Here is a 2568-nt window from a genome sequence, read left to right as displayed (position 1 = left end):
TTCTCTTTCTTTCTCTAATCCAATTGCTATACCTTCTTTCTCTGATTCAGTTTCTATACTTTCCTTTTTTTCTCTTATTTCGCGCGAATCATCTTGAACATTCAGCATTTTCCATTTGTAAACTTTGTTCCATATTTCCTTACCAACCCATGGCTTATTCATCACCATCCCCCCATCTGATGAAATTCATAAAAATATGCTTTTTGTACGCGACCATTCCATCATTATATATGTTTTATAATAATAAAAAAGACATTGTCTTTTTATTAAAGACAATGCTTTTTTTAGTTTTATACTTGTACTTGTTGTACTTGTAAAACTTTTAAAGTAAGATCTAGTACAATTTTTTCACGAAGAGTATCAAATGGTTCGTTTAGGTCTGTTGGACAAGGTGAAAAGTCTAATTCAAAAAATTGAGCGCTTACTAATTCACAATATGGTTGTTCATTATAAAAAACTGTATTTTCGAAGAAGTATTTGTCTAAACGTGGTAAATCACCATTTTTAGGATTAATAAAGTGAGATGTAGTATCTGATGAAGAAGCTACTAAAGCTTGTGATAGAAAATCTGCTGCTGTTAAATCTGCAAAACCAGAAAATGGAACATTTGCAATACGATCATATAGCACTCCATTACACTCATCATTTGCATATTCGATATTTTTACGAATATATCCTTGTACAAATAATTTTGCTCTTGTAACTCGGCGGTAATTTGTACCTGGTACTGGAGTAAATGCTACAGGAACTAACTTACATTGTGTTAAAAATACATTTTTTAAGATACGTTTAATTTCAACTGCTGGAGGATCTAATGAAATATCAGATTCTACAACAATTTGAATTGTTCTTTCTGCTAATACAACTGGTATTTTTACAATCGGTGCTCCTGGAGTAAGAATTGGTGTTGCAGCTGCATCACTTAATGGCGTTTGAGTTTGTCCATCTACCTGACATGGTACATTAATTGGGCATTGTTCGCTCATATTTTATAATCTCCTTTATACAATATTTTGGAGTTTTTTAACTCTCTATACTGTATATGTATCTATTCTATTAATGCGTGGGTTTGTATCATAGTCACTTTTATCATTTACAAAAAAAAGAGTAATTTCCCTTTAATAGTCAAATATACACAACTTAATATACTGAGTTTTTATGAGTATTTACCGATAAAAAATAAAATTTATTAACTCTCATCGTGGGAGAATAAAATGATATGTTAATTAAGTTCAATAGTAAAAAAGATAACCATATTTTTAAAGGAACTTTCAAAAAATCTATTCTTAAATTTATCGATTTCTTCATTTCATAATATCTATGCAACTGCAATTTAATATTGGTAGCACCTTATTATTAAAAAATAAAAACCGACTTAATAAAGTCTGCTTTTATACCCAAATTGTTGTGGAATCACTTCATCTTTGTCATTCATATCGTTGTTTTACTCTCACCTTTTCCAATAGAAATTATCAACACTTCTAAAGAAAATAATCTTGTCATTATTCTCCCTTTCAATTCTATTAATTAACATCTCTCTTAATGTCTTTAGCTTAGGTAAAATTATCTTTGGATATTTTAATTTGTAATTTTAAAAAGGGACTAATTAATGTTAATTTAATAGGATTTTCCAGCCTTATTATGTTGTACAATTTAATTTGTACAAACTCGTTCATTTACCTATTATTCACAAAATAAGTATCATACGCTTTATCAAAAACATATCCTAACTTTTCAGCTAGTTTAGCAGAAGTGCTATTCGCTGCATCCCAGTTTGGATATTTCCCATTTTCTAAACAATCCAATATTAATGCTGCACTAACTACAGTTGCCAATCCCTTTCTTCTATGATTCGGATCAGTAGCAACTTCAATTTCAATACCATCATTATAAATACTATATGATGATGCACCGCATACGACTTCTCCATTATACAAAATGCTATAACCTATACCTCGATTTACATAATCATCTATTGATCGAAATTGGCTTGTAAAATCTTCAGAAACGTTGTGTAATGTTGGATTATTTGCGATATGCTCATCTATTTTTCTTAATTCATATCCTTTTGGAAGTGCAGTTATAAAAGATTGTAATTTTGAGCGATTAAACACTTCTGGATTTCTTTTAAATTTATATCGTAAAAACTTATCTATTTTTCTTTCATGGAATATTTCTAAACGCTTTTTCCATTGATCACTATTTACGATTGCTAAAATTCTTTCAGGGATGTTACGTAATAACTCTTCTGTTTCTTTTGCATTTGGATCCCCAGCGTAAAATGTGAAAATCCCTACCGTAATTTGCGCTACTGTCGGGTTTTCAAGATCATTCATCCAAGCGTTGCCCATATGTCCTTGTAAATAAGAAAGTAGAACAACATTATTAAAATCCTCGAACATAGAAACTAATTTTTTTCTTGTATGTATATTTGCTTCATATACCATTTACATTCCCGCTTTCTTTAAAATCAACTAGGATCAACATTTTCATGAGTTAACTTTTATTAGTATTTTTATACACACTTATTTATTCTCTAAGCAAATGTCTATGAAACTCAAATGTCAA

The 2568-nt window shown here is 29.7% G+C and carries 2 protein-coding genes and 1 pseudogene; all 3 read right to left on the bottom strand.

Annotation, left to right across the window (positions count from 1 at the left end; translation table 11 throughout):
• Positions 1 to 162: pseudogene (locus V7038_RS29625) on the bottom strand (BC_2427 family protein); the annotation flags it as partial.
• 128 nt (positions 163 to 290) lie between these two features.
• The gene (locus V7038_RS26345; protein WP_070146614.1) at positions 291 to 986 is read right to left on the bottom strand and encodes a CsxC family protein; all 696 of its coding nucleotides are present in this window, start codon (positions 984 to 986) and stop codon (positions 291 to 293) included.
• Positions 987 to 1676: 690 nt separating this feature from the next.
• The gene (locus V7038_RS26340; RefSeq protein ID WP_070146615.1) at positions 1677 to 2447 is read right to left on the bottom strand and encodes a GNAT family N-acetyltransferase; all 771 of its coding nucleotides are present in this window, start codon (positions 2445 to 2447) and stop codon (positions 1677 to 1679) included.
• Positions 2448 to 2568: the final 121 nt, after the last annotated feature.

It is taken from the genome of Bacillus sp. JJ783, assembly GCF_036963225.1.
GTDB classification, from domain to species: Bacteria; Bacillota; Bacilli; order Bacillales; family Bacillaceae_G; genus Bacillus_A; species Bacillus_A cereus_U.
Note: the sequence above shows the minus strand (reverse complement) of the source record. Positions and strands in the feature narration are given on the sequence as shown.

Coding starts and splice junctions, on each gene's coding strand:
- V7038_RS26345 (WP_070146614.1), bottom strand. CDS start 986: ATGAGCGAACAATGCCCAATTAATGTACCATGTCAGGTAGATGGACAA.
- V7038_RS26340 (WP_070146615.1), bottom strand. CDS start 2,447: ATGGTATATGAAGCAAATATACATACAAGAAAAAAATTAGTTTCTATG.